This is a genomic window from Tritonibacter aquimaris, from assembly GCF_009617595.1.
Classification (GTDB): Bacteria; Pseudomonadota; Alphaproteobacteria; order Rhodobacterales; family Rhodobacteraceae; genus Epibacterium; species Epibacterium aquimaris.
Map to the genome: position 1 here is coordinate 702,876 of NZ_WIXK01000001.1, position 26,437 is coordinate 729,312.

At 57.8% G+C, this 26,437-nt stretch carries 24 protein-coding genes; 9 read left to right on the plus strand and 15 right to left on the minus strand.

Features of this window, described 5'->3' with window-relative positions; all coding sequences use genetic code 11:
- Window positions 1-178: 178 nt before the first annotated feature.
- Complete coding sequence (locus tag GG681_RS03400) at window positions 179-1,012, plus strand: VPLPA-CTERM sorting domain-containing protein (RefSeq protein ID WP_235899699.1); 834 nt, start codon at window positions 179-181, stop codon at window positions 1,010-1,012.
- Between the two features lie 224 nt (window positions 1,013-1,236).
- Here GG681_RS03400 and mltG read toward each other — a convergent pair whose 3' ends face one another.
- The 6 genes from mltG to fabD all read right to left on the minus strand — a co-directional run bounded on the left by mltG (window position 1,237) and on the right by fabD (window position 7,174).
- The gene (gene mltG, locus GG681_RS03405) at window positions 1,237-2,391 is read right to left on the minus strand and encodes an endolytic transglycosylase MltG (protein ID WP_153545047.1); all 1,155 of its coding nucleotides are present in this window, start codon (window positions 2,389-2,391) and stop codon (window positions 1,237-1,239) included.
- Entirely contained in the window at window positions 2,392-3,657 is a 1,266-nt protein-coding gene (gene fabF, locus GG681_RS03410; protein ID WP_153545049.1) for a beta-ketoacyl-ACP synthase II, read from the minus strand.
- A 667-nt stretch (window positions 3,658-4,324) separates the two neighbouring features.
- Window positions 4,325-4,558: an acyl carrier protein gene (locus GG681_RS03415; RefSeq protein ID WP_028091986.1), complete on the minus strand. Its 234-nt coding sequence runs from the start codon at window positions 4,556-4,558 to the stop codon at window positions 4,325-4,327.
- A 331-nt stretch (window positions 4,559-4,889) separates the two neighbouring features.
- Entirely contained in the window at window positions 4,890-5,627 is a 738-nt protein-coding gene (fabG, locus tag GG681_RS03420; RefSeq protein ID WP_153545051.1) for a 3-oxoacyl-ACP reductase FabG, read from the minus strand.
- Between the two features lie 17 nt (window positions 5,628-5,644).
- The gene (locus GG681_RS03425; RefSeq protein WP_153545052.1) at window positions 5,645-6,238 is read right to left on the minus strand and encodes a COG3904 family protein; all 594 of its coding nucleotides are present in this window, start codon (window positions 6,236-6,238) and stop codon (window positions 5,645-5,647) included.
- A 3-nt stretch (window positions 6,239-6,241) separates the two neighbouring features.
- Window positions 6,242-7,174 (minus strand): ACP S-malonyltransferase, encoded by a 933-nt coding sequence (fabD, locus tag GG681_RS03430; protein WP_153545054.1) that lies wholly within the window; start codon window positions 7,172-7,174, stop codon window positions 6,242-6,244.
- 218 nt (window positions 7,175-7,392) lie between these two features.
- Here fabD and GG681_RS03435 point away from each other — a divergent pair, with 218 nt between their 5' ends.
- Window positions 7,393-8,739 (plus strand): cytochrome b/b6 domain-containing protein, encoded by a 1,347-nt coding sequence (locus GG681_RS03435; RefSeq protein ID WP_328593244.1) that lies wholly within the window; start codon window positions 7,393-7,395, stop codon window positions 8,737-8,739.
- Here the strand turns inward: GG681_RS03435 and GG681_RS03440 are convergent.
- The 3 genes from GG681_RS03440 to GG681_RS03450 form a co-directional block, all read right to left on the minus strand.
- Entirely contained in the window at window positions 8,724-9,593 is an 870-nt protein-coding gene (locus GG681_RS03440) for a cation diffusion facilitator family transporter (protein WP_153545058.1), read from the minus strand. The genes GG681_RS03435 and GG681_RS03440 overlap by 16 nt on opposite strands.
- Window positions 9,594-9,766: 173 nt before the next feature.
- A complete protein-coding gene (locus GG681_RS03445) occupies window positions 9,767-10,345 on the minus strand; it encodes a YceI family protein (RefSeq protein ID WP_153545060.1) in 579 nt (192 codons plus the stop codon).
- A gap of 214 nt (window positions 10,346-10,559) precedes the next feature.
- Window positions 10,560-11,045 (minus strand): hypothetical protein, encoded by a 486-nt coding sequence (locus GG681_RS03450; protein ID WP_153545062.1) that lies wholly within the window; start codon window positions 11,043-11,045, stop codon window positions 10,560-10,562.
- Between the two features lie 327 nt (window positions 11,046-11,372).
- Between GG681_RS03450 and rpsF the strand changes: the two genes are divergently transcribed.
- From rpsF to GG681_RS03480, 6 genes are all read left to right on the plus strand, one after another.
- Window positions 11,373-11,729, plus strand: a complete 357-nt coding sequence (rpsF, locus tag GG681_RS03455) for a 30S ribosomal protein S6 (RefSeq protein ID WP_153545064.1) — start codon at window positions 11,373-11,375, stop codon at window positions 11,727-11,729.
- Between the two features lie 25 nt (window positions 11,730-11,754).
- Window positions 11,755-11,982 (plus strand): 30S ribosomal protein S18, encoded by a 228-nt coding sequence (gene rpsR, locus GG681_RS03460; protein WP_005608650.1) that lies wholly within the window; start codon window positions 11,755-11,757, stop codon window positions 11,980-11,982.
- 11 nt (window positions 11,983-11,993) lie between these two features.
- Window positions 11,994-12,611 carry a 50S ribosomal protein L9 gene (rplI, locus tag GG681_RS03465; RefSeq protein WP_153545066.1) on the plus strand — a complete coding sequence of 206 codons (618 nt, stop codon included), beginning with the start codon at window positions 11,994-11,996 and terminating at the stop codon, window positions 12,609-12,611.
- Window positions 12,612-12,834: 223 nt separating this feature from the next.
- On the plus strand, window positions 12,835-13,533 hold the full coding sequence (locus GG681_RS03470) for a VPLPA-CTERM sorting domain-containing protein (protein WP_235899700.1): 699 nt from the start codon (window positions 12,835-12,837) through the stop codon (window positions 13,531-13,533).
- Between the two features lie 356 nt (window positions 13,534-13,889).
- The gene (locus tag GG681_RS03475) at window positions 13,890-14,360 is read left to right on the plus strand and encodes a lytic transglycosylase domain-containing protein (protein WP_153545069.1); all 471 of its coding nucleotides are present in this window, start codon (window positions 13,890-13,892) and stop codon (window positions 14,358-14,360) included.
- A gap of 151 nt (window positions 14,361-14,511) precedes the next feature.
- A complete protein-coding gene (locus GG681_RS03480) occupies window positions 14,512-15,597 on the plus strand; it encodes a Hint domain-containing protein (protein WP_153545071.1) in 1,086 nt (361 codons plus the stop codon).
- A 103-nt stretch (window positions 15,598-15,700) separates the two neighbouring features.
- On the opposite strand, the gene tig is transcribed toward GG681_RS03480, so the two are convergent.
- The gene (tig, locus tag GG681_RS03485; protein WP_153545073.1) at window positions 15,701-17,032 is read right to left on the minus strand and encodes a trigger factor; all 1,332 of its coding nucleotides are present in this window, start codon (window positions 17,030-17,032) and stop codon (window positions 15,701-15,703) included.
- Window positions 17,033-17,397: 365 nt separating this feature from the next.
- Here tig and GG681_RS03490 point away from each other — a divergent pair, with 365 nt between their 5' ends.
- Window positions 17,398-17,604, plus strand: a complete 207-nt coding sequence (locus GG681_RS03490; RefSeq protein ID WP_153545075.1) for a peptidyl-tRNA hydrolase — start codon at window positions 17,398-17,400, stop codon at window positions 17,602-17,604.
- 70 nt (window positions 17,605-17,674) lie between these two features.
- On the opposite strand, the gene GG681_RS03495 is transcribed toward GG681_RS03490, so the two are convergent.
- The 5 genes from GG681_RS03495 to GG681_RS03515 all read right to left on the minus strand — a co-directional run bounded on the left by GG681_RS03495 (window position 17,675) and on the right by GG681_RS03515 (window position 26,436).
- On the minus strand, window positions 17,675-21,685 hold the full coding sequence (locus GG681_RS03495) for a non-ribosomal peptide synthetase (protein ID WP_153545077.1): 4,011 nt from the start codon (window positions 21,683-21,685) through the stop codon (window positions 17,675-17,677).
- 200 nt (window positions 21,686-21,885) lie between these two features.
- On the minus strand, window positions 21,886-23,379 hold the full coding sequence (gene glpK / locus GG681_RS03500) for a glycerol kinase GlpK (protein WP_153545079.1): 1,494 nt from the start codon (window positions 23,377-23,379) through the stop codon (window positions 21,886-21,888).
- Window positions 23,380-23,516: 137 nt separating this feature from the next.
- Window positions 23,517-25,238 (minus strand): ABC transporter substrate-binding protein, encoded by a 1,722-nt coding sequence (locus tag GG681_RS03505; RefSeq protein WP_153545081.1) that lies wholly within the window; start codon window positions 25,236-25,238, stop codon window positions 23,517-23,519.
- 65 nt (window positions 25,239-25,303) lie between these two features.
- On the minus strand, window positions 25,304-25,576 hold the full coding sequence (locus GG681_RS03510; protein ID WP_153545083.1) for a DUF2160 domain-containing protein: 273 nt from the start codon (window positions 25,574-25,576) through the stop codon (window positions 25,304-25,306).
- An 11-nt stretch (window positions 25,577-25,587) separates the two neighbouring features.
- Window positions 25,588-26,436, minus strand: a complete 849-nt coding sequence (locus GG681_RS03515; protein WP_153545085.1) for a carbohydrate ABC transporter permease — start codon at window positions 26,434-26,436, stop codon at window positions 25,588-25,590.
- Window position 26,437 lies beyond the last annotated feature (1 nt).

Here is a 26,437-nt window from a genome sequence, read left to right on the forward strand (position 1 = left end):
GGGACTGTCCCGTGTTTGAGTGAAGATCTCTGCGCCTTAATACATCAACGCGCATGCGTCCAGTGTTTCGCGCCCGCGGCCCTCACAGCTTCGTTAATATCCAGAATTTCAAAACCTGCTATGAGACACATATTCACAATATCCTATTTGATTGAAATCTCTAAGGTTAGGGAAGCTTATGACTCCTTCTTTGAAATGGGCGGTTGCGCTTTGGCTTGGGGCGGCATCAATGTCGCAGGCGGCAACCGTTGTCGCGGGCAACAGCACCGCAATCGCGCCAAATTCATCCAGCTGGGCATGGGACGGCACTGAACACGCAGAACTGCGCGCCGCGCTGGAAGACGGTGCAAATTTTGGTCCAGCCGGACGCGACACCAGTGATACCATCACAACCGTTGATCTTGTCAGCGCGGATGCTGCCAGCCTCGCGGGTGTTGATATCTTTGTCAGCTCCTGGTGGCGTGATGTTCAATCTGCTCCGTTTGAGGCAGATATTGTTGAGTGGTTCCTGGCGGGTGGTGATCTTTTGTTGTTGCAGGACGGCACAGACCGGGATGGGATTTCAACCCGGTTGGGGTTTGAAACCATCGGCGGGGGCGCGGGGCAAAATACCGTATCGGGCGTATTGGCCAACGGCCCACATGGCGTGGTGACCGAGGTGAGCCAGGCCGGTTCATTCGGCCGTTTTGACAATGATGTAATCACCGGGCTTGGCGGTGAGATCTTTGCCCAGAATTCAAATGGGCAAGCCACAATTGTCGGATTTGCGGAAGGTGCGTTTGGTGCCACCTCGGGTCGCCTTTTGGCCTTTGCGGATGTGGATCTGATTTCGGGCAACTTTGGTGGTGCGGATTTTGACCCATTGAATGCAAAAGGCACTTTGGCGCTCAACGCGTTTTCCTTCTTGCAAGCGGATGCGGCCATTGCGCCGGTGCCCCTGCCCGCGGGTCTGCCGCTGATGGTCGCGGGGCTTGGTGGGCTCGCGTTCATTCGGCGTCGTCGCCGGCGCTAAAGACAGATACGGCCCCGATTGTCTCGGGGCCGCCATTTATTATTGCACGCTATGCCATCAGGCCCGTCAGGCGGGCGTGATCCAGTAGATCAGCGCAATCACAATCGGCAGCAGTAAAACAACAAAAGCCGCCACCAAGAGGATGAGAAACTTTCGGTTCATGGATCGTTTCTCTCCCTGCTGGTGGCGGCTTTTTTAGTCATGGCCAGATCTGTTGTTCTGGCTCAGTTGTTTTGACGCTGCGCCTCGATTGCGCGCCATTTGGCGACATTGGCGTTATGTTCAGCCAAGGTCTCCGCAAAAGCATGCCCACCGGTGCCATCGGCCACAAAGAAGATGTAGGGCGTTGTGTCCGGGTTTACCGCCGCTTCCAGCGAAGCCAGACCGGGGTTGGCGATGGGCGTTGGGGGCAGCGCGTCGATCACATAGGTGTTCCAGGGCGTCGCCCGGCGCAGCTCGCTTTGACGCAGGCCACGGCCCAACACGCCTTCGCCCTTGGTGATGCCATAGATCACCGTGGGGTCGGTTTGCAGACGCATGCCGCGGTTCAGACGGTTGGTAAAGACAGACGCCACCTGACGGCGTTCAGCCGCGACACCGGTTTCTTTTTCGATGATGGACGCAAGGATCAGCATTTCCTCGGGCGTGGTCACGGCCGCATCCGGCGCACGGGCGGACCATGCCGCAATGATGCGTTCCTGTTGGCGCTGCACCATGTCATTCAGCACGCTGGCGCGTGTGGTGCCTGGACGCACCTCATAGCTGTCGGGCGCAAGCGTGCCTTCGGCCGGGCGTTCGCCGGTTTCGCCATCCAGCACCTCAAGCGATTTCAGCGCTTCGACCACCTGCCAGCTGGTCACACCCTCAGCAAGGGCAATGCGGTAGCGAGTGTCAGATTGGGCGCGCACACGGGTGTATTCCGCAGGCGTGTCTTCAACACCGGGCTGGAACTCGGCCTTTTCCACAAAACGGTTGGTGGCCGGATCCAGTTCGCGCACTTCAGCGATCACGCGGGTGACACCCACGCGGTAAACCACCTCGGTGCCGCAGGTTGAGGCACCGCCACGGGTGATCTGATCGGTGATGCCCGCCATGGTGGCACCGGGTTCAACCAGATAGCTGCCCGCCTTCAGCAGGTGGGTTTTCTCGTTGTATTTGGCCCCGATGCGAAAGATGGGCGCAGAGCTGACCGCGCCCTCGTCTGCGAGTTTTTCGCTGACGCGGGTCAGGTTGGTGCCCCGTTCCACCCGCAGGCAGATGGCAGCCTCCAGCGGGCCGTCAGAGGTGTATTGCGACTTACCCCAAAGAATGACGCCGCCCACAAGGAACAGCGCCACAACCAGTAAGGTAACCATATTGGAGGCCAGGCTACGCCACATTTATTTGGTCTTCCCAAAGATCACAGAGGCATTGGTGCCACCAAAACCAAAGGAGTTGGACAGCGCCACCTCAATCTTGCGTTCGCGTTTCGCGTTGGGGGCAAGATCAACCGGGGTTTCCACCGCCGGGTTGTCGAGGTTGATGGTGGGCGGGGCCACCTGATCACGGATCGCCAGGATCGAGAAGATCGCCTCAATCGCGCCCGCTGCACCCAGAAGGTGACCGGTTGCGGATTTGGTCGACGACATGGTGACGTTTGGCGCGTGATCGCCCAGCAGCCGTTCCACCGCACCCAGTTCAATGGTGTCAGCCATTGTGGAGGTGCCGTGCGCGTTGATGTAATCAATCGCTGTCGCGTCAAGGCCAGCACTGCGCAGGGCTGCGGTCATCGAACGCTCTGCGCCATCGCCATCCTCAGATGGGGCGGTGATGTGGTAGGCGTCGCCAGACATGCCGTAACCCAGCACCTCGGCGTAGATCTTGGCACCACGGGCAACCGCGTGGTCATAGTCTTCGAGCACAACAACACCTGCGCCCTCACCCATGACAAAACCATCACGATCCGCATCATAGGGGCGCGAGGCTTTCTTGGGATCATCGGCGTATTTGGTCGACAGCGCCTTACAGGCGTTAAAGCCCGCAATGCCGATTTCGCAGATCGCCGCCTCAGCGCCACCTGCAACCATAACCTCGGCTTCGCCTGCACGGATGATACGGGCCGCATCACCAATGGCGTGGGCACCGGTGGAACAGGCGGTCACAACCGAGTGGTTCGGGCCTTTGAAACCATGACGGATCGACACCTGACCAGAGATCAGGTTGATCAGCGCGCCGGGGATAAAGAACGGCGACACACGGCGCGGGCCTTTTTCCTGGATCATCACCGCAGTGTCGGCAATCGAGCTGAGGCCACCAATGCCAGAGCCGATCATCACACCGGTGCGCAGACGGCTTTCTTCGTCTTCTGGGGTCCAATCCGCATCCTTGACGGCCATTTCCGCTGCGGCGATGCCATAGAGGATGAAATCATCGATCTTCTTCTGATCTTTCTTGATCACCCAGTCATCGGGGTTGAAGGTGGCATCCGATCCATCACCACGGGTCACTTCGCAGGCGTAGGTGGTGGTAACGCCGCTTTTTTCCGTATCAAACAATGTAATCGGGCCAGCACCGGACTGCCCGTCCAACAGGCGGGACCATGTCTCTTCGACGCCGCTTGCAAGCGGTGTCACCAAGCCCAATCCGGTCACAACTACTCGACGCATTCTTTGCTCTCCTTCGCCTCGGCAAATACCGAACTCAAATAGCTTGGAACAGGGCGCGAACGCAAGTGGGGGGCTTAACCAATTGGCAAAACCTGCCACCTTTGAAATTTTATCGATAGTTTTCTGTTTTAATTCATATTTTGAGAGACATTCCCGCAAGGGTTGTGCATAGTAACGATATAACTACCTCACATACTGCCCATATTGGTTCCACGGGCAGAATTCGCAGGTTGGTGTTCCCCTACTCCAACCTGCACTCTCCCGGAAATTATAGATTAGCCTATTGATTCCCTTCGCAGTTATGGGCTGTGCAGATCTGCGTTTCCCCCTTGGGTGATGGTCTAGCGTGCGCTGTGCCAGCATGTCGGCTGGTACGGTGGCTGATACATTGTCTGGCACGGTGGCTGGGCGACGGGCCTATCTTCGGGCGGTCGAACGGGGCGATCATACAGGCCACGGCTGGCAGTGATATCCGGACAAGGTCAGGTCGCAGCAACCTGAGCCTGCGAATTGGCAGAGGCTGATCTGACAGGCTGCACCGAACAAAACTCTACAAGGGTCTGCGATTCTTCCGGCTCTGGTGCAATCGCTGGTTGGCGCGCGCATAAAAAAAGGCGCTGCCCTATGAGGACAGCGCCAATGACGTGGATCTGATGATCCGCGAAACTTAGGAAGCTTCGGTGATGAACTTCACTGCGTCGCCAAAGGTCTGAATGGTTTCAGCCGCGTCGTCAGGGATTTCGATGCCGAACTCTTCTTCGAACGCCATAACCAGCTCAACGGTGTCCAGGCTGTCTGCGCCCAGATCATCGATAAAGGACGCGTTTTCGGTCACTTTATCTTCTTCAACACCCAGGTGCTCTACAACGATCTTTTTTACGCGGTCTGCGACGTCGCTCATGTCTATTCCTCGTTTGTCAGGGCTATTGCCCGGTTTTTGCCGTCGCCCGATCGGGATGGCTTAGGTTTGCCCGATCCGGGCAGGTGGCCCCCCGGTTGGGGGATGTCCCATATGCCATTTTCATGGATATGGTCACGAATATGCGCCGCCCTATAACATAGTCTTTGGCAGACGCAAATGTTTTCACTCGGTTAATCACTCTATTCCGCTACGGTGCGAAACATCGCCTGCTGGGCAAGATGGCTATGGCACCTGGTAAACACAAGCCCCGATCTGCGTTTTGACAGCTGTCAAACATCGGGACCCGTGCAAATTCAGACGCCTGCAGCCATCACAGCATCGCCATGCCACCGTTTACGTGCAGCGTGGTGCCGGTGATATAGCCTGCTTCCTGTGAGGCCAGATAAAGCACAGCCGAGGCGATTTCTTCAGAACCACCCATGCGACCTGCGGGGATCTGGGTGAGGATGGCCTCTTTTTGCTTATCATTGAGCTTCTCGGTCATTGCGGTGGCAATGAAACCCGGCGCAACGGCGTTGACGGTAATGCCACGGTTTGCCACCTCATAGGCGAGCGATTTGGACATGCCCACCATGCCAGCCTTGGCCGCCGCATAGTTGGCCTGCCCCGGATTGCCGGTTGCACCCACAACAGATGAGATATTCACGATGCGGCCCCAGCGCGCTTTCATCATGCCGCGCAATACGCCACGGCACAGGCGCATGGTTGAGGTCAGGTTCACGTCCAGAACGCTTTGCCATTCCTCATCTTTCATCCGCATGAACAGGTTGTCGCGGGTGATGCCTGCGTTGTTCACCAGAATATCAACCGAGCCCATCGCCTCAGCTGCCTGTTTTGGCAGCGCCTCAACCGCATCAGAATCGGACAGGTTGCAGGTCACAACATGGGCCCGCTCGCCAAGCTCAGCTGCCAGTGCCTGCAGCGGGGCTTCGCGGGTGCCTGAGAGCGCAACGGTCGCCCCCGCTGCGTGGAGCGCGCGTGCGATGTCACCACCGATGCCGCCGGACGCGCCGGTCACCAGCGCATTTTTCCCAGTAAGATCAAACATGTTTCTGCCCTTTTGGCTTAGTTCTCTAGGATGGGCTGTGTCAGAAGCCCAAAACGTTTTATTTCGCGTTCACTCAGCTCGTGGCTGTCATCGATTGAAGCAGCCTCAAGGGTGAACCAGTAAAAATCTGCCGCGCCGAGCATACGGCTTGTGTAGTCGACATAGCTGTCATGCACCGGGTCTTCGCGGGGGAAATCCACCCCTTCGTGCCGGCCTGCCGCCCAGGTGTGCACCCCGATGATGGCGCCGCGCTCCATCGTGCGTTCAACGCCTGCCAGAAACAGATCGGTGCCGCCTGAGTGCACTTCGCTGTCGGCTGTCAGATAGGTCGCAAGCCCAAGATCACGCACGAGATGGCCAAACTGCAGATTGGTCTCATCATCAACAGAGCCCGGCACATCAAGCAGCACCAGGCGCTCAGTCTCGGGGTGGTCGGCCATGAACTCCTGAAACTGTTCAAGCGTATGCGCATTCAGCGTGCCCTCGACCAGCACATCACTGCCGTCGGCGGTGAACTGGGTGGTGGGAAACGCATTGTCGATAAACGAACAGGCCGTAAGCCCCGCAATAAGCAGGGCTCCGGCTGTTGATATCAGGAAGCGGCGACGCATGAATTAGCCTTCGGCGACCGCTTTTGCGCCTTCGGGCGTGCCTACCTGTTTGGAAGCCAGGCTGCGGTCGATCTTACGGATCATCCCCGAGAGCGCCTTGCCCGCGCCGATTTCCCAGAATTCGGTCACACCTTTGGCGGCCATCGCCTGCACGCTTTCGCGCCAGCGCACCGAACCTGTCACCTGCTCCACCAGGAGTGCGCGGATTTCTGCCGGGTCGGTCACAACATCTGCGCGCACATTGGCGATGAGCGGCACGGCGGGGGTTTTGATTTCCACCGCAGACAGCGCTTCGGCCATCACATCAGCGGCGGGCTGCATCAGCGCGCAGTGAAATGGTGCGGATACGGGCAGCATCACCGCGCGTTTTGCACCTTTTTCCTTGGCGATTTCTGCGGCGCGTTCGACGGCAGCCTTATGGCCAGAGACCACGATCTGGGTCGGGTCATTGTCGTTTGCAGCCTGGCAGACTTCGCCCTGGGCTGCTTCTTCGGCCACGGCGCGCACGGCCTCGAGATCGAGACCGAGGATTGCCGCCATTGCGCCCTCACCCACGGGCACGGCGCTTTGCATTGCCTGGCCACGGGTGCGCAGCAGGCGTGCGGTATCCGCGACCGAGATTGCCCCAGCCGCCGCCAGCGCGGAATATTCACCCAGCGAGTGACCGGCCACAAAGGATGCCTTGTCGATTGTGATGCCTTCGGCCTCAAGCGCGCGCAGTGCGGCGAGCGAGGTTGCCATCAGCGCGGGCTGCGCGTTCTGGGTCAGCGTCAGGGTTTCAATGTCGCCGTCCCAGATCAGCGCGCTCAGGCTTTCGCCAAGTGCTGCATCCACTTCATCAAAGACCGCCTGGGCCGCCGGGTAGGCCTCGGCCAGTGCTTTGCCCATGCCGATGGTCTGGGCACCCTGTCCCGGAAACACAAATGCGATTGTCATCGTGACCTCGTCTTTATTTTGCCATTTTGCTTGATTTACCCGTGCTTTTGCCCCGGCACAAGCAAAGCCCGCCTTTGCGCAGAGGATATGTGCATATTTAGGTAATACACTTCACTGTCGGACTGTGGATTGATGGATTATGGATAACTCTCAATCGTTGCAGATTGCGTCGTATACTTCCCCGCAGCCAGGACTGCAGACAGCCAAGGATCCGTCACGTGTCACTCAGCAATACCCCTTCTCGCTATGGAAGCCTCGCCAAGAGTTTTCACTGGGCCACTGTAGTGCTTATCTTTACCGCTTTTCCGGTGGGTTATTTTGCCAATGAACTGGCGCATCAGATCAACAGCGCTGGCTTTGATGGTGATGCAGGGATAATCCGGCGGGCCACGTTTTTGTTTTCGCTGCATAAGACCCTTGGGGTGACAGCACTGTTTACGGCTATTTTGCGCATTCTCTGGGCAATAACGCAGCAAAAGCCGGGGCTTTTGCACCCTGACAACAAACCAGAGGCGCTGGCCGCAGAAGTGGTGCATTGGCTTTTGTATGCGCTGATGGTGCTGGTGCCGCTGTCGGGCTGGGTGATGCATGCAGCAGAGGTGGGCTATGCGCCGATCTGGTGGCCCTTTGGCCAGGGGCTGCCGTTTGTGCCGAAATCTAACACCCTGGCCGGTTTGGCGGGGGGCTTTCACTGGTTGATGGTGTGGTCGCTGTTCACCGTGGTGGGGCTGCATGTGGCGGGCGCGCTGAAACACCATGTGGTCGATCGCGATATGACATTGCGCCGGATGCTGCCCTTTGGTGGCACCGCACCGCAGCCGCCAGAGCAAAAACATATGAAACTGCCCGCGCCGGTGGCGGCGCTGGTTTTGGGCGCGGTGGTTCTGGGTGCAGCGCAGCTTGGTGTGTTGCAGGGCCATGATCACAGCAGTCACGATCACACGGGCCATGACCACGCCAAACAGGCTGAGCAGGAAAACGCCGCGCACGACCATAGCGCGCATGACCACGGTGCACATGATCACGGCAGCCATGACCATGGCGCTGAAGAGGCGGCCGAAACATCCGCGACCGTAGCCAACGCCTGGGTTGTTGATACCGGCAGCCTTGGCATTGAGGCGGTGCAGATGGGCAGTGCTGTTCAGGGCAGCTTTGCCAATTGGGATGCGGCGATTTCCTTCACCAATCCAGACGCCCCCGGCCCGGCCGGATCGGTTGTGGTCGATGTGGAAATTGCATCGCTTAGCCTTGGGTCAGTGACCACACAGGCGCTGGGCACGGATTTTTTCAACGTCTCTCAATTCCCCTCTGCCCGGTTCGAAGCGGATCTGATCAAGCTGGAGGATGGCTATGAAGCACGTGGCACATTGACCATTCGCGATCAAACCCAGCCCTTTACCCTGCCCTTCGCACTAGAGATCGACGGCAACACCGCCAAGATGGTTGGCACCAGCAGTGTGCAGCGGCTCGATTATAACGTTGGGCTGTCGCAGCCCGATGAAAGCACCGTGGGTTTTGGCGTGGGCATCACCGTAGAGCTGACCGCCCATCAGCTGGGATCGTGAAGCTCGGTATCGGGTTCAAGATGGATGGTAAACGAGGAACCGGGGAAGCGCGCTTTTAGCGCTTCTTCGATCCGGTCGCAGATATCATGGGCCGCCCCCACCGCCATGGTGCGATCGACCACCAGGTGAAATTCACAAAACAGCACCGCGCCTGAGCTGCGTGCGCGTAGATCATGGTATTGCAGCGCGCCCTGCATTTCGCGTTTGAGAATTGTTTCAATCGTTGCGCGGGTCTCGGCATCCACCGCGCCATCCATCAAACCATCAACGCTGCTGGAAACCACGCGCCAGCCTTCGCGCAGGATGTGCAGCGCCACCAGAATGGCGAGGATCGGATCAAGAATGTGCCAGCCGGTGGCCAGCGCCAGCGCAATGCCAACAACCACCCCGAATGAGGTCATCACATCCGACAGGATATGGCGCGCACTGGCCGAAAGCGCAGGCGAACGGGTTTTGCGCCCAACCCGCAACAGCACTGTCGCCCAGACCCCGTTCAGCGCGGCAGCAACCAGGCTGATGGCGATCCCCAGCATCGGCGTGTCATTGAGCTGTGGATGGGGCAAAACGGCGATGGCTTCGCGGATGACAAACAGGGCCGCGATCACGATCATTGTGCCTTCGGCCACGGCAGAAAGATATTCAGCCTTATTGTGACCAAAGGGGTGGCCTGCATCGGCGGGTTTATCGGCCACGCGCACCGCGTAATAGGCCAGCGCCGCCGCAATCACATTAACCGTGGTTTCCAGCGCGTCCGACAGAAAGGCAACCGATCCGGTCAACCGCCAAGCCAGGAGTTTCAGCCCAAAGACCACCAGCGCCACCAGGATCGACCAGAAAGCAAAACGACGCGACATGAACACCCCTCAGCAAGACGCCTTTGTGCTAACGCCAAATAGAGCGGGCAGCAATTTCAATATGTTTAAAGCCAGCCCAAAGCGCGGGGTGGAAGATAAAGAACATAAAAAAACCGCCGGCCTCCTTAGGGAGAAGCCGGCGGCCCTGTCTCAGCTCGACGCGGGATGTGCGTTTATTCGGCCTTACCGGCCTCAATCGAGATAATGACAGGGATCTCGTCGCTGACAAAAGGTGCAAAATTGCCAACGTTATAATCCGAGCGCACCAGAGTGGTGGTGGCGTCAAAACCGGCCCATTGTTTCTTGTTCAGCGGGTGTTCTTCAACGGCACTGTTGAGTTTTGCGTCGAGAACAACGGATTTGGTTACCCCGTTCAGGGTCAAATCGCCGGTAATCAGGGCGGTGGTATCGCCGGTCACTTCGATGCTTGTTGACACAAAGGTTACCATTTCTTCGTCGGTCGCGTCAAAGAAATCAGCAGACATGAAGTGCTCAAAGCGTTTTTCCCAGCCGGTCAGCATGGTTTTGATCGGGAATTCAACCTTGACCGAAGAATTGGCGGGGTTTTCCTGATCGAACATGATTTCACCGTCAAAGCCGGAGAACATGCCGTAGATATTGGAAAAACCCAGGTGATTGAAGGAGAACAGCACATTGCTGTGACCCGGATCCAGGTTATATTTTTCAGGCGCTGCAAAAGCAGAGGTAGCAACGGCTGTTGCAAGGGCGGCTGCAATCAAAGTGCGTTTCATTTGGAGAGCTCCAATCCAAGTGACATTTGTTGATGGAGCCAAACTGCCCGATCTTCGCGAGAAATAAAGCCTATTTTTCCCAACAGCTTCTGTGTCCTAGCACACACAACTGTGGGATTTTCGTGTCTTGACGTTAAAAGTCCGACAATTTTGCACGGTCATGCAGCTAATTCGCTAGATTTTTTGCGCATTTTTGCAAAGCGCTGGCGCTCAATCACGCCAGCATCGGCAGATGTCCGGCCAAGGCATCACGCAATTGTGAGCGCATCATCGGATCCCTCAGTGCAAGCTGCAGCAAGACCGAGCCATCGTAATCTAAAATATACACGTCTTTTGCCGAGAGGCGTACTCCGCCAAGGCTGTCAAAAGAGCGCCGCAACACCACCCTTGAGGGGCCGTGATAGCGGCGTTCGCTTACCCGCAGCTCCTGGCGTTTGCGATCAAAGCAGAACTCTGGCTGCTGCTGACGCACAGTGAACAGGATAAAAAACGCACCAAGACCGCCAAACCCGATGGCTGCAAAACTGTGCATCAATCCCGCGCTGCCTGCCGGAGAGACCAGAACCAGTGAAAGCGCCAGTGCAAGGCAGCACAGCCCTATCAATCGCAGACCCCAGTTCACATATGCTGCCTGCAGGCGCAGACCTGCGGGCGTTGCCAGCGGTTTGTGTTTGCCTGGACCGGTTGCAAACCTATTCATCTGCGTCCCTTCCGCTTCTGAGAGGGTGGTTGGATATTTGCATTTTCTTAACTATGGCTCCACAAAAATTGGGGCTGAAATGCGGCAGATTGATGGTGCGGATTTGAAATCATATGATCCGCTTCTGTTTGGCCCCATCCTACTGGCAGCCGTATCGGCATCTATTTCAGCCCACAGCCACAGCAGGCTTGCGATTTTTGCCCCAGCCTGTATATGGGGCCAGCCTTCCGCATCTTTTATCGATCCGCGCAGACTCTCGTGGTGGGGCCGCGGAAGGTTTAAACAGCCCTGCCTTTGAAATGCGCCTTGAAAGAAACAGGAGTTCGCATGCCCCTTTATGAGCATGTAATGATTGCGCGTCAGGACCTGTCCAACTCGCAAGCTGAAGGCCTCATTGAACACTTCGGTGCTGTTCTGTCCGACAACGGTGGTTCCATCGTGGACAGCGAGTACTGGGGCGTTAAAACAATGGCCTATAAAATTAACAAAAACCGCAAGGGCCACTACGCCTTTCTGAAAACCGACGCACCTTCTGTCGCGATTCAGGAAATGGAACGCCTGATGCGCCTGCACGACGACGTTATGCGCGTTCTGACCATCAAGGTCGACGAGCACGCCGAAGGTCCGTCGGTTCAGATGCAAAAACGTGACGAGCGTGGCGATCGCCGCGAGCGCCGCGGTTAATTGCTTGAGAAAAGGACGCTAAACCATGGCAGCTAAACCATTTTTCCGCCGTCGCAAAGTGTGCCCATTCTCTGGCGAGAACGCACCTAAAATCGACTATAAAGACACCCGTCTGCTTCAGCGCTACATCTCTGAGCGTGGCAAGATCGTGCCGTCCCGCATCACCGCCGTTTCTGCAAAGAAACAACGTGAGCTGGCCCGTGCTATCAAACGTGCCCGCTTCCTGGCGCTGCTGCCCTACGCCGTTAAGTAAGGAGTACTGATATGCAAGTTATCCTTCTAGAACGTGTGGCCAAGCTTGGCCAAATGGGTGAAGTCGTCGACGTCAAGCCTGGCTTCGCCCGTAACTTCCTGCTGCCGCAAGGCAAGGCCAAAACTGCTTCTGAAGCAAACCTGGCTGCATTCGAGGACCAGAAAGCGCAGCTGGAAGCGCGCAACCTGGAAACCAAGAAAGAAGCAGAAGCACTGGGTGAAAAGCTGGACGGTCAGCAGTTCATCGTGATTCGCTCCGCTTCCGACGCTGGCGCGCTGTATGGCTCCGTTACCCCGCGTGACGCAGCCGAAGCCGCAACCGCAGCTGGTTTCACTGTCGACAAAAAGCAGATCGCTCTGATCCACCCGATCAAAGAGCTGGGCCTGCACGCTGTTGCTGTGAACCTGCACCCGGAAGTTCAGGTTGAAATCCAAATGAACGTTGCGCGTTCTGAGGAAGAAGCCGAACTGCAAGCTTCTGGTAAGTCGATCCAAGAGCTGGCCGCCGAAGAGGAAGCCGCTGCGGAATTCGAGATCCAGGAACTGTTCGACGACATCGGCGCGGCCGCATCTGATGATGATGACGCACCGGTTGCCGAAGCGGCACCTGCAGAAGAAACCGAAAACTAAGGCACCGCCTTTTGTTTCGAAACTGGCAAAGGCCGTCCCTTGTGGGTGGCCTTTGTTTTTGCTTGGGATACAGTTCAAACACTTGAATTACCTTCATTTTTCAGCTCAACTTGACGCAATCTAACAGGCGTTCACGTCTTGTTGTCATCCACATTCAAACTCTTGCAGCTGTAATGAACAGGCGGCAGACCCAAATCACTGAACCTGAATTTGGAGTCACCAAATGTCTTTTCGAAACATGATTATTGCGGGCGTGTTTGCCGCCCTTAGCGCCACAGCGGCCCAGGCTGTGACCATTGTCAGCTATGATATTCGCAATGCAGATCCGTCTAGCACCGGCGGCTGGACTAACACCTATAGCGGCACCATTACCCCCTCAGCCGACGGCGTTCCTGGCCTGGTTGACCTGACTGGTGGCAGCGGCACGCTGAACGATGGGGTTTTGCCCAACAGCACCGTAAACAACCAGTTGTTCTTCACGCCTTTAGCAATTCAAAACGCCTCGATCACGCTGCGTTTCGACCGTGCTATTCGTCTTGGCACGATCGAATTCCTGAACAGCCCCGACTATTTAGGGAACAGCATCGTGGGTGGTGTCCGTGAAGTCGTGGCCATCGGCGGCGGTGGCGATTTCTTTGCCACTGCCGAGAGTGCGGGCTTTGGCCCTGTTGGCGCGTCCGGTTTCCCAGTGAGCGACCGGTTTGATTTTTCTAATACAAGCTTTGCCGAATTTGAGCTCGACTCGATTACCCTGAGCAACTTCTTTGTGGATGGGCCGAATTTCATTAACCCGTTTAGCATCGGTGAAATCGTTGTGACCGAGGCACAGGTTGCCCCAGTACCGCTGCCCGCCTCTGGTGTGCTGATGGTGGCCGGGATTGGTGGCCTGATCGCGGCGCGCCGTCGTAAAAAAGCCAGTTAAACTGGCTGCTGCAGCCTTGTCTGGGTCGCAGTAACGGTAAGGCACGCAAAGGGGGCCGGAGAACTGAGGGAAACAGATCCGGCCCCCGATGCCACGTTCTGGTCGATCAAAGAGGCGATCAGATCGACCGGGCCTTGGGGGGAAGTGCCTCTGACTTCTCCCACAAAATGCCCGAGTTAAACTGTGTTAACAAATCCTGAGTGTCTAAAATTTATTGCGTTTTGAACCGAGCTGTGGAGGCTGGGCTTGAGCGTCGATCTGAGCCGCTGATTTGTGGTGCCGCGCTCGGTGGAAATACCCTCCGCTTTGGGGCTGGGAAACCCGCCTACGGGTGGGGAATTTGAAAGGATTTGACCATGTTTCGTCGTGATGTGATTACTGGGGTGTTCTGGCTGGCGCTTGTGGCCGGGTGTGGCGCGGCGGAAACCGAGGCCCCTGCCCGCCCAGCTGAGCCACCGCTTTACCCCAATGAAACCCCTGAGCTGCGCCAGAAGATCAATTTCTGGGCCGATCACTATGAGGTGCCGCGCAGCCTGGTGCATCGCCTGGCCATCCGCGAAAGCACCCATCGCCCCTGGGCGGTGAACCGACCTTACTACGGGCTGCTACAGATTCTGCCTGCCACCGCGCGCTCTATGGGGTTTAAGGGCCAGCCACAGGATCTGCTGGATGCGGACACCAATCTGGAATTTGCAGTGAAGTACCTGCGTGGTGCCTGGCTGATTTCAGACGGCAGTCAGGATATGGCAGTGAAGCATTATTCGCGCGGCTACTACCATGAGGCCAAGCGCCGGGGCATGTTGAAAGAGACCGGGTTGCGCCCGTAAAATCGGCACTTTCTGCAACTGCGACATTACGCCCATCAAACTTCGCGTTTGACGGTTACTTATCGTATTTTGTTCAGATTTAACTTACTTTTTCCGATACATACATGGTGGCATCAAGAACTTTGCAGCTGCAGAAACGGCAGCAAGAGATATGCCAACAACATTTCAAGTTTTGTATCTGGGAAACCTGGCTGACATCGACAGCCAGGAGGGTAATCGGGGCGCGGAAAACGCCGAAGATCTGGTGGGGTTAGAGTTTGGCGATGCCAATCAGCCACTGATCGACAGCGCCGCAACCTGGAGCCAGTTGGGCGGGCCGGACAACGGCTTTGACATGAACAATACGCTCGACACTGATCAGTTCTCGATCAATGGCGGCGCAGCGCAAACCTTTGATGGGCTGTCAGTATATAACGCAACGCTGACCTATGGTGATGGCAGCACTGCCCAGATCACTGCAGTGATCGCGCAGGATGTGAACGGTGAAACCTATCTGGTGCCCGAAAATTCCGACAACGCGGACCACGCTGCATTCGAGGCCGGGGTCATCGAATCGGTATCATTGGATCGGCTTGCCACAAATGTGGTAGATCAGCTGGTGGCTGACCGGCAGGATATGGAGCTGGTCGCCTGCTTTACTGAAGGCACTCGTATTCGGGCTGAGCACGGCGAAATACCGATCGAGGCGCTTGCAGCAGGGGATCGCGTCGCAACACTTGATCACGGGCTGCAACCCATCCGCTGGATCGGCTCTGGCGAGGTGGCTGCCGCTGGCTCCCTGGCCCCAATCCGATTTGCGCCGGGGGTGCTGGGCAATCGCCGCGCGCTCATGGTGTCACCGCAGCATCGGATCTATGTGCGCAACGCCGCGCTGGAGCTCATTTCCGACAGCGCTGATGCGCTGGTGCCCGCCTGCCATATGGTCAATGGCGCAACGATCTGCGCGCAGCCCGGCGGGCGGGTGCGCTATTACCACCTGATGTTTGACCATCATGAACTGATCTGGGGCGAAGGGGTGCTGAGCGAGAGCTTTTATCCCGGCAACACCGGGCTGCGTGCACTAACACCAGAGGCGCGCGCCGAGATCGAAGCGCTGTTCCCCCAGCGGCTGCCAGCGCGTCGCTATGGCCCAACCGCGCGCGCAACGCTCAGCGCGGCGGAGTGGCGCGTCGCTCGCCTTTATACGCCGCCTGCAGCGCAGCTGCGCGGCCCAACCGGACCAGATCATCTCCGATGATCGCAGCGCCGGGCGGGAGCCCCCGCCTGCTGTAGATACACGCCCGCCTCAAAGAAAAAGGCCGCCCCAAGGGACGGCCTTTTGAAAGTCTTGCGGGGGAAGATTACTCTTCTTCCAGCGCTTCAACCGCTTTTTGCAGATCGTCTTTGGACACTTCTTTTTCAGTGACCTCAGCCTGCTCCAGCACGTGATCAACCACTTTGTCTTCAATCAGCGGCGCGCGCAGCTGTTGCTGCATCTGCGGGTTTTGCTGGATGAATTCAAAGAACTGGCGCTCTTGACCCGGATACTGACGCGCCTGCGCCATGATCGCTTGGGTCATTTCTGCTTCAGACACTTCTACCTCGGCGCGCTGACCCATTTCGGCAAGCAACAGACCCAGGCGAACGCGACGCTCGGCCAGAGTGTTGTGCTCATCGGTGGTCTCGATTTCCGGGTGGTCGTGGCCCTGAACGTCAGGGTTTTCTTCGTGCCACAGCTGATGTGCGATCTGCTTGGCTTCTGCCTCAACCAGCGACGGCGGCAGGTCAAAGGAGACCAGCTCGTCCAGTTGATCCAGCAGGCCACGCTTGACAACAGCGCGCGATGCGCCAACGTATTCTGCTTCCAGACGCTCAGCGATCTGTGCTTTCAGCGCTGCGAGATCTTCGGCGCCGAATTTCTTCGCCAGCTCGTCGTTGATTTCAGCAGCCTTAGGCGCTTTTACTTCTTTCACGGTGCAGGTGAAGACAGCGTCTTTGCCTGCGAGGTGCTCGGCGCCATACTCGGCTGGGAAGGTGACGTTTACGTCTTTTTCTTCACCAGCTTTGGTGCCAACCAGCTGCTCTTCGAAACCCGGAATAAAGGAGTTCGAACCCAGAACCAGCGGGTAGTCGTCGCCTGCGCCGCCGTCAAAGGCTTCGCCGTCTACTTTACCCAGGAAGTCGATCACAACCTGATCTTGATCTTCCGCTGCAGCACCCTCTTCGCGCGCTTCATAATCGGTCGCGGTCTCGGCCAGGTTGCCCAGTGCTTCTTCGATTGCTGCGTCATCTGCTTTGACAACCAGCTTTTCGAGCTTCACGCCAGACAGATCCACATCAGGGATGACCGGCAGTGCTTCGTAAGACATTTCAACCTGAACGTCGTCGCCCGGTTTCCAGTCTTCGTTCGTCATTTTTACATCAGGCTGCATCGCCGGGCGGTCACCGCTGTCTTCGAAGTGCTTGTTCATCGCACCATCAACGGATTCCTGCATGGCTTCGCCCATCAGACGATCGCCAAACTGCTTTTTCAGCAGCGCCATCGGCACTTTGCCTTTACGGAAGCCTTTCATTTCGACTTCGGGCTGTGCCTCAACCAGCTTTTCGTTCACCTTTGCTTCCAGATCAGCTGCTGGAATGGTGATCGCATAGCCGCGTTTCAAACCTTCGTTCAGAGTCTCGGTTACCTGCATCATGCTCCCCATAAGAGATTCGGGGCATGCGCGCAGACGCAGCCCACAGACAATTTGAGGCCTTCTATGTGCCCACGTCGCCCGGTGCAAGAGCGATTGCCACTTTCCGCGCCTCCATCGGGAGAAAACCGGCCAAAATCGACAATTTCCCGGTTCAAATTAAATTGCCTCCCCTGCGGACAGGGCTGTGCAGGCAGGTTTCAGCCACCGCGCCGAACCCACAGGCAGCTGCGGCGACGGCCTGGGCAGCTGTTGATTTTGTTAAAATCCGGCTCTCGGGCCAAATCAGCGCCCTGCAATGTGCCAGATTTTGCCCAGATCTGATCTTAGGCTGGTTGCTGGGATCGCAGAGAGGGGTACAGAACATGCAATTGGGAATGAGCCGCGCGCGTCATGGGATGACACAGACCACGCTTGAAGCGGCGCTGGATATTCAAGAGCTGACCCTGCGGCGTAGGATGCTGTTTCGCCTGCTGCGCGGCTATGATTTTGACGCGCCAGTTGCGCGCAATGAGGCGATTTCCGAGACGGTTCCAGCCTGGATGATGACGCCGGAATTTGCCCCGGTTTGAACAGGCAACACAACCACCACCAAAAAATGCGCGCCACCCAACCGGGAGCGCGCTTTTTTGTTGAACGCCATTAGCCGCCCTGCTGCGCCATCGCAATTGCGGGTTCGCGCACCAGATCATCGCGGCTGCGTTCAAGCAGGTTGCGCTGTTGCTGCTCAAGCAGTTCAGAAAACCGCAGCGCCAGCGTCGCGGCATGGGGATCTTCCAGCATGGTAAGATGGCCGCCGGGGACGTCGATCACTTTATGCCCTGCGGCAGCAACCGGTTCCCAGCCAAGCCCTGCTGCAATGCCTGCGTCTGTGTCAAAGAAATGACTTTCGGCGCGGAAAATGGTGATCGGCACCTCAATCGGGCTGGCGGTATAGGCCTGCACCGCCAATTCATTGGAGGCGATGAATTCAAACACCGTCATTGGGGCCTGAGTGGCGGTCTGCCCCTCAGCTTCGGTTTCGGCCTTTTGGATCTGGGCGCGCGCAATTGTGTTGCGCAGATTGTGGACACGGTTGCGAATGATCTGCGCGGGATAGGCCCAGCCCAGATACCGCGCCCGGCGCAGATGACACCAGAGACGGCGCAGGCCCTGATGTTCCTGCCGCCCACCCGGCCCGGCCGCGTCAAACAGCGCCAAAAGCGCCACCTCACGCCCGGCGGCGCGCAGCTGGCGCGCCAGTTCAAACGCCATATAGGCCCCAAGCGACACCGCCATCAGATTGATCGGCCCCTCCGGGTAGTATTCCATAATATCAAGACAGTAACGGCGCGCGGTGAATTCGATCCCCGTTGGGGTGTTTTCATCCAGTGAACCGACCGAGACCCCCATAATGGGCTGATCCGGGCCAAGATAGCGCGCCATGGGTTCAAAATAGCTTTCGCGTGCGCCAAGGATATGGATGGCAAACAGCGGCGGGCGGCTGCCATTGGGCTGGATCGGAATGATATGTTTCGGCGCATTGCTGCCGGTTTCCAGAATACGCGCCAGTTCACGGCAGGTGGGATGGTTTTTCAGATCCATGATGCCCAGCTGGCCACCGGTTGCGCTTTCGAGTTTGCCGATCAGTTCCACCGCCAATAGGGAATGGCCGCCCAGATCATAAAAGCTGTCGTTCACCCCCACCGATTTGCGCCCCAGCACTTTGGCCATGATGTCCTGCACCTGCTGCTCGATACGGGTTTCACCGCCGCTGAGCCCGGCAGATGTAGTTTCCTCAACCGGATCTGGCAGGGATTTCATATCGATCTTGCCACCTGCGGTGGTGGGGAAATCCTCGACCATCACCAAGGTCGGGCGCATATGCGCGGGCAACAGCGCCTCGGTGCGGGATTTGATCTGGCTCAGCTCCAGCCCGTTTTGGGCTTTGACCCAGGATACCAGCTGCGCTGCGGGAGAGCCCGCGTTGCGAATGGCGGTCACGACTTCGGCGCCCAGCGTGGCCTCTTCGACGGCGCGTTCGACCTGGCGCAGATCGATGCGGAAGCCGCGCAGTTTTACCTGACGGTCACGTCGGCCAAGGAAACGCAGCTGACCATCGCTGCCCCATTGGGCCCGGTCGCCGCTGCGGTAGATACGGCCCAGTTTTGTGCACTGGATAAAGACATCATCGCTTTTGTCCGGCAGGCCCAGATAGCCCTGCGTCACGGCGGCACCGCCGATGCTCAGCTCTCCGACGGCACCATTGGGAGCGAGACTTCCGTCTGCGGCCAACACATAGGCGCGGGCGTGGCCGGTTGGGCGGCCAATGGGCACTTCTTCGCTGGGGTTTTGCAGGCTCTGCGCCTCATAGAGGGTGCAGGTGATGGTGGTTTCTGTCGGGCCATAGCCATTTAGCCAGCGCACATTGGGGGCCAGGGTCTGCCATTTGCGCAGCGCCTTGGGTTTGACCAGCTCGCCGCCCACAACCATCATGCGAAGTTCTGGGTGAATGCCGTGACCGCTGCTGGCGAGATAGTCGGTAAACACCGTCCAAAACGCTGTTGGAATATTGGCAAGCGTGATGCGTTCTTCGGCCAGTACTTCGCGGAAATGCGCAGGCGATTGCGCCATCTCATCAGAGCGCAGCAAAAGCGTGGCCCCGGCCATCAGGGTTGGGAAAATCTCTTCCAGCGCCACATCAAACGACAGGCTGGCAAATTGCAGCACGCGATCGTCGCGCGTCAATGCAAGCGTTGGGGTGATGGCCGCGATATGCGCGGTGAGATTGCCACGGCTGACCTGAACCCCTTTGGGCGTGCCAGTTGAGCCTGAGGTATAGATGATATAGGCCCCGTCGCCCTGCACCCCATTGGGGGCAATATCAGCGGGCGATGCATCGGGGCGCAGCACTGGGGTGTCAGCCTCAGTCAGCACGTCATATGACAGGATCACCTTGGCACCACTGTCTTGGATCATATGCAGCTGATTGGCGGCAGGATATGTGGGATCAACCGGCACAAAGCGCGCGCCAGCCTTAAGCGTGGCAAAAATCGCAACGATGAAATCAATCGAGCGCGGCAGCGAAATCGCCACCACATCATCTGCGCCCACGCCCGCATCGCGCAGCACATGGGCCAGACCGTTGGCTCGTCGCGCAAGATCGCCGTAGGTGAGGTTGTCATCACTGCCAAGCATTTTAAGCGCACAGCTATCAGCGCGCGCAGCCACGGTTTTTTCAAACGCCGCCAGCAGATCAAACGGCGCATCCGCAACCGCGTTTTCCGGCGCGGCCAGGGTTTTCAGCGTGGCCCGTTCATCAGGGCGCATCATCTCAAGCGCCGCAAGCGGTGCATCCGCATGGGCCTGAGCTATCGAGGGCAGCAGGGTTTCAAAATGTTGGAGCAGCTGTTGCGCAAGATCCGCAGGCACATGTACCGGATCATACTCCAGCATGATTTTGGCACCGCCATCATTACCTGCATAAACCGCAAGGGTCAGCGGCAACCCGCCCTCTTCGAGCAGGGTGACGGTGGGGCGCAGCCGGTCTGGTGCCAGCGCATGAACAAGCTGCTGCATGGTGCCGCGTTCAAACATCACCAGCGTGCTGAACAGCGGGCTTTGCCCCGCGATACCGCCCCATTGGCGCAGCTCACCGGGGGTGACCTGTTCATGGCCATGCAGCGCCAGCGTATCGCGGCGCAAACCCTGGGTGATGTCTTTGAGCGTTGATTTGCGCGTGGCCTTAAGGCGCAGCGGCAGTGTGTTGATCAGACAGCCGACCGTGTCTTGCGAGTGCGCGGTTGCATGGCGACCGCTGCGCACGGTGCCGATCGACATCTCTTCGCGGCCCTGCCAGCGCAGCAGCACCAACCCCCAGGCGGCCTGCACCAGATTGGCAACGGTCACATCCAGACGGGTGCTTTGATCACGCAGATCCTGCATCAATTCAGCGGCGCAATGCAGCACAAGCGCGTTTTTGCGATCGGCCCCTTCGGCGGGGGCAACCGGCAGGCTTAGCGCGCCGATGCTGTCAAAATCCTGCAGATAGTCGGAGAAATAGGTTTCGGCAGCAGCGTCGCCCGACAGCGTGCTGATTTCAGTGGCGACCTCAGCAAAGCTGCGCTCTGGCGCGGATCCCGGCAATGCGCCACTGTCGAGATACCACAAAAGATCGCTGATCACGCGGGCAATACTGCGCCCGTCCAGCAGGGCGTGATGCACGGTAAACAGCAGATAGCCACTGTCGACACCGGTGCGAATATAGGTGAGCCGCCAGCCCGGCGCGCGCTGCGGATCCATGCCCGCATTGCGATCTTCGCTGAGGTAGTCGCGCAGCTGCGCTTCTTGCTCCATCGAGGCGATGGAGGACCAATCCAGCTGTGTCAGGCTGAATTCATCAATCGAGGTCAACAGCTGATGCGGGGTTTCCACCTTTTGCCACATCAGACGCAGGCGCAGCGCATCGTGGCGGTTGCAGACCTGCTTCCAGCCCTGTTCAACCGCATCGGGCAATGGGAAATCGTGATCAAACCCCAGCAGGATCTGTTCGAGGTTGACCCAGGGCTGACCAGAGCCGAGGCTTTCGTAGATCATGCCCAGCTGGGTTGCAGTAAGCGGCGCTGTCACTTGTTGCTGTGTTGCTGTCTGCTGCACCCCAAAACCCTCGAGCATTGAAAATATCTACCGCGGGCCGAACCTGTGCCAGACCTGCGTTTGAGGGCTGTAGATTTAACCGATTTTTAGAAACTCAGGTAGCATTTTACGCGTTGGCTTTGGTTTCGTCACCCATTCGCGTGGACTTCGATACAATCCACAAGCCTCTGCGGGCATTAAGCAACCTGCGGAAACAACGCCCCGCAGGTTTACGTGTTTTAGTAGGTGAGCGTACTTTGCACCGCTTGCTGCCAGCGGCCATATTTTGCGGCACGTTCTTCGGCCTGCATCTCTGGGGCGAAACGACGCTCCAGCGCCCAGTTTTTGGCAAATTCCGCCTGATCGGGCAGCGCGCCCATCTTCATGCCCGCAAGCCAGGCGACCCCCAATGCGGTGGTTTCCAGAACGCGAGGGCGATCCACCGGCGCGTTGGTGATGTCAGCCAGAAACTGCATGGTCCAGTCTGAGGCGCTCATGCCGCCATCCACCCGCAAAACCGCCTCGCCGCCGCTGCCGGTTGCGTGTTGCTGCCAGTCAGCGCGCATGGCATCAATCAGATCGCGGGTCTGATAGCCCACGCTTTCGAGTGCGGCTTTGGCAAATTCAGCCGGGCCGGAATTGCGGGTCAGCCCAAAGATCGCGCCCCGGCTATCCGGGCTCCAATATGGCGCGCCAAGGCCGGTAAACGCGGGCACCATCACCACAGATTGCGTGGGATCGGCGTTTTCGGCGAGGTTCTGGGTTTCGCCGGCCGATTGGATGATTTTGAGCCCGTCGCGCAGCCATTGCACCACAGCGCCGGCCACAAAGATCGAGCCTTCCAGCGCATATGTGGGTTTGCCATCAAGCTGATAGGCGATGGTGGTCAGCAGACGGTTTTTTGACGCAACAGGCACATCGCCCGTGTTGAGCAGCGCAAAACACCCCGTTCCATAGGTGGATTTCAGCATACCCGGCTCAAAACAGGCCTGTCCCACTGTGGCCGCCTGCTGATCACCCGCAACGCCGCGAATGGGCAGATCTGCGCCCAAAAGCGAGGTGCTGCCAAAATCATCAGCGCTGTCTTTGACCGTGGGCAGCATATTCATCGGGATTTCAAGCAGGTCGCAGATGGTCTGGCTCCAGCGGCCCTTGCGAATGTCATACAGCATGGTGCGCGCGGCATTGGTGGCATCGGTTGCATGCACGCGGCCTTCAGTCAGCTGCCAGATCAGGAAACTGTCAACAGTGCCAAACAACAGCTCACCGCGCTGGGCACGGGCGCGCGCGCCTTCGACATTGTCGAGCACCCATTTCAATTTGGTGGCCGAGAAATAGGGATCCACCAGCAGCCCCGTGCGATCCTGAAACATCTCCGCATGGCCCGCACCGGTTAGCGTGCGACACAGATCCGAGGTGCGCCGATCCTGCCAGACAATGGCGTTATAGATCGCCTCGCCTGTTTTGGCGTCCCACACCACGGTGGTTTCGCGCTGATTGGTGATGCCGATGGAAATAATGTCAGCCGCAGATCCACCTGCCTGTTCAATCACTTGACGGCAGGTGCGCAGGGTGGTCTGCCACAGATCATCCGCCTTATGTTCGACCCAGCCCGAGTGTGGGAAGATCTGCTGAAACTCTTCCTGTGCGGTGAAAACGGGGGTGAGATTGGTGTCAAACAGGATGGCACGGGTGGAGGTGGTACCTTGATCAATGGCAAGAACATATTTCATGGATTTGTCTCTTTGTCTTTGAGGCCGCAGGTGGATGTTGCGAAAAACCGGGCCACGTGACCAGTAAAAACCGCACCCTAAACAAGGTGCAAAAACGGGGGCGCATATGACGCCCCCGCCGTGTTTAATTCAAAGCATTACTGCCAGGATTTGATCAGCTCATCGTAGGACACGGTCTTTGGCTCTTCGTCCTCATTGGCGAGCTTGGCATAGGGGGCGCCGGGCTGGTTGAACCAATAATCGGCGTCCTGCTCATCGTTGAGTTTCGGGCCAAGATCACCCTGAACGCCTGCGCGTTCCAGACGTTTCAGAACACGTTCCTGATCGGCACAGAGTGCATCAAGCGCCTCTTGCGGCGACTTTGCACCAGACATGGCGTCACCGATGTTTTGCCACCACAGCTGCGCGAGCTTGGGGTAGTCAGGCACGTTGGTGCCGGTGGGCGACCACTGAACGCGCGCGGGCGAGCGGTAGAATTCCACCAAACCACCAAGTTTGTCGGCACGATCGGTGAAGTGCTGGCTGTCGATGGTGCTTTCACGGATAAACGTCAGACCAACATCAGACTTTTTCAGGTCAACGGTTTTGGACACAACAAACTGGGCATAAAGCCAGGCCGCTTTGGCGCGATCCACCGGGGTGGATTGCATCAATGTCCAGGAACCCGCATCCTGATAGCCGATCTTCTGGCCGTCTTTCCAATATGCGCCATGCGGGCTGGGTGCCATGCGCCATTTGGGGGTGCCGTCTTCGTTCATGACCGGCAAGCCAGGCTCAACGGTGGCGGCGGTGAAGGCGGTGTACCAGAACATCTGCTGGGCCACATTGCCCTGCGCCGGGATCGGACCCGCCTCAGAGAAGGTCATGCCCGCGGCCGCTGGTGGGGAGTATTTCTCCAGCCATTCAATCGCCTTGGTCACCGCATAAACAGCCGCTGGCGCGTTGGTTGCACCACCACGTGCCACACAGGAACCGGTTGGCTGAGAGTTCTCGTTTACACGAATGCCCCATTCATCCACCGGCAGACCGTTTGGTTCACCCGCATCGCCCATACCAGCCATCGACATCCACGCGTCAGTGTAGCGCCAGCCAAGGGAGGGGTCTTTTTTGCCGTAGTCCATATTGCCAAAGACGTCACCGTCGACGCCCATGTGGCTCAGATTGCGGCCGGTGAAAAACTCAGCGATGTCTTCATAGGCGGACCAGTTCACCGGCACGCCAAGATCATAGCCAAATTGCGCTTTGAAGTCGGCTTTGTTCTTTTCGTCGTTGAACCAATCGTAGCGGAACCAATAGAGGTTCGCGAACTGCTGGGTTGGCAATTGATACAGCTTACCATCCGGGCCGGTGGTGAAGCTTGTGCCGATGAAATCCGCCACATCCAGTGTTGGCAGGGTGACATCTGCGCCCTCGCCCGCCATCCAGTCGGTCAGGTTGCGCACCTGTTTGTAGCGCCAGTGGGTTCCGATCAGGTCACTGTCGTTGATATAGGCGTCATAGATGTTTTCGCCGGACTGCATCTGGGTTTGCAGTTTTTCCACCACGTCGCCTTCGCCGATCAGGTCATGGGTGACCTTGATGCCGGTGATGGCTTCAAACGCGGGTGCAAGCACTTCGCTTTCGTATTGGTGGGTGGTGATGGTTTCCGACACCACCTTGATTTCCATGCCTTCAAACGGCTTGGCCGCATCAACAAAGAATTGCATCTCTGCTTCTTGATCTGCGCGTGGCAGAACAGAGAGATCGCCAATTTCCTTGTCCAGGAATGCTTTGGCAGCCTCCATATCAGCCCAGGCCGGGGCGCTCATCAGGCCAAACGTCAGCGCCAATGCTGAGCTTGTGTGTAACATGAATTTCATGACTTCCTCCCGTGTCAAAACGTAAATTCAAGTGCCGCCGTGGCTCTTTGTGGCAGGCGGTTTGGTTACACCCAGCGGAATACCGCTGCGGCGTAGATCAGGCAGACCACCAGCGCCAAAGGCTGGTTCGCGCCTACAAGTCCCAGCCAGGCCAGATTGATAAAGGCCGAGCCGAGAAGTGAGATGAAGAGGCGATCGCCCCGTGTGGTTTCCATTCCCAGCACCCCACGGCGTGGGGTTTCGGGGAATTTGATCGCCAGCACCGTAAAGGTGATCAACATGCTGGCGATAAAGATAAAAAACAGCGCCGTGGGCCAGGTCCAAGCCATCCAATCCATGATCGGTCTCCTTATACGCGGCCCAGGGCAAAGCCCTTGGCGATGTAGTTGCGGACGAAGTAGATCACCAATGCACCGGGCACGAGGGTCAGCACACCCGCGGCGGCAAGCACGCCCCAGTCGATGCCAGCGGCACCTTGCGTGCGGGTCATGATCGCAGCGATAGGTTTGGCGTCTACCGTTGTGAGCGTGCGGCTCAGCAGCAGCTCCACCCATGAGAACATAAAGCAGAAGAACGCCGCGACCCCGATGCCCGATGAAATCAGTGGCATGAAGATTTTCACAAAGAAGCGGCTGAAGCTGTAGCCATCGATATAGGCGGTCTCGTCGATCTCTTTGGGAACGCCGCGCATAAACCCTTCGAGGATCCACACCGCCAGCGGCACATTAAACAGACAATGTGCCAGCGCCACCGCGATGTGCGTGTCAAACAGACCCACGGATGAGTAGAGCTGGAAGAACGGCAGCGCAAAAACAGCAGGCGGTGCCATACGGTTGGTCAGCAGCCAGAAGAACAGGTGCTTGTCGCCCATAAAGCTGTAGCGACTAAACGCATAGGCCGCAGGCAGCGCCACCGCGAGGCTGATCACCGTGTTCATCACCACATAGATCAGCGAATTCACATAGCCCATGTACCATGCCGGATCCGACAGGATGGTGACATAGTTGGCAAAGGTCAGATCGCGCGGCCACAGCGTAAAGCTGTTGAGAATTTCCGTGTTGGTCTTCAGGCTCATATTGAGGAGCCAGTAGATCGGCAACAACAGGAAGATCAGATAGGCCGCCATCACCAGCGCCGAGCCTTTGATGGCAATGCGTGGCTTGGCGCGGGTGGACAGGTTCAGGGTTGCGTCGCTCATC